This window comes from Hymenobacter terrestris (assembly GCF_013377905.1).
Lineage (GTDB): Bacteria > Bacteroidota > Bacteroidia > Cytophagales > Hymenobacteraceae > Hymenobacter > Hymenobacter terrestris.
In genome coordinates this window covers 1-1,325 of the sequence record NZ_JABKAV010000146.1, presented here as the reverse complement: position 1 = coordinate 1,325, position 1,325 = coordinate 1, and the positions used below count along the sequence as shown (strand labels likewise).

The window sequence follows — 1,325 nt, the reverse complement described above, 5'->3', positions numbered from 1 at the left end:
CTGAAAATTGGCGAGGCCGGGGAGTTCGATTATTCCGGCTCGCAGGCCCTCAAGGCGCTGAAGGAGGAAGGCATCCGCACCATCCTTATCAACCCCAACATTGCCACCGTGCAGACCTCCGACGGCATGGCCGACGACGTGTACTTCCTGCCCGTGACGCCCTACTTCGTGGAGGAGGTCATCAAAAAAGAGCGGCCCGATGGCATTCTGGTGGCCTTTGGCGGCCAAACGGCCCTCAACTGCGCCGTAGCCCTGTACCGTGCCGGCGTGTTCGAGCAGTACCACGTGCAGGTACTGGGCACGCCCGTGCAGAGCATCATCGACACCGAGGACCGGGAGATTTTCAAAGTCAAGCTCGACCAGATTGGCGTGCTCTCGGCCCGCAGCGTGGCCTGCACCAGCATGGCCGAGGCCCTGGCCGCCGGCGAAACCATCGGCTTCCCCATCATCGTGCGGGCCGCCTTTGCGCTGGGCGGGCTGGGCAGCGGCTTCGCTAATAACCTGGACGAGCTGGGGGACCTGGCCCGGCAGGCCCTCACGACTTCCGACCAGATTCTGGTGGAAGAATCGCTCAAGGGCTGGAAGGAAGTGGAGTACGAAGTGGTGCGCGACCAGTTTGACAACTGCATCACGGTCTGCAACATGGAGAACTTCGACCCCATCGGCATCCACACCGGCGAGAGCATCGTGGTGGCCCCTTCCCAAACGCTGAGCAACCGCGAGTACCACAAGCTGCGCAGCATTGGCATCAAAACCATCAGGCACCTGGGCATCGTGGGCGAGTGCAACATTCAGTACGCCCTTGACCCCGCGTCGGAAGATTACCGCGTGATTGAGGTGAATGCCCGCCTCTCGCGCTCGTCGGCGCTGGCCTCGAAGGCGACGGGCTACCCGCTGGCCTTCGTGGCCGCCAAGCTGAGTTTGGGCTACTCGCTGGCCGAGTTGAAAAACAGCGTCACGCAGACCACCTCGGCCTTTTTCGAGCCGGCTCTGGACTACGTGGTGGTGAAGCTGCCGCGCTGGGACCTGGGCAAATTCTCGGGCGTGAACCGCCAGATTGGCTCGGCTATGAAGAGCGTGGGCGAGGTGATGGCGATAGGAAAATCGTTCGAGGAAGCCATCCAGAAGGGCCTGCGAATGCTCGATACCGGCAAGCGCGGCTTCGTGGCCAACCGGCCCGAGGAGGGCTTGAATAACGCCGCCATCGACCAGCTGCTGAGCGAGCCCAACGAGGAGCGCATCTTCGCCATCAACCACGCCTTCGAGGCCGGCTACACGCTGGAGCAGGTGCACCAGCTGACGCGGATTGACCACTGGTTCTTGCA

The 1,325-nt window shown here is 62.6% G+C and carries 1 protein-coding gene; it reads left to right on the top strand.

Annotation, left to right across the window (positions count from 1 at the left end):
* The coding region (gene carB, locus HW556_RS18335; protein WP_176901561.1) for a carbamoyl-phosphate synthase large subunit at positions 1-1,325 on the top strand (1,325 nt) is incomplete at both ends.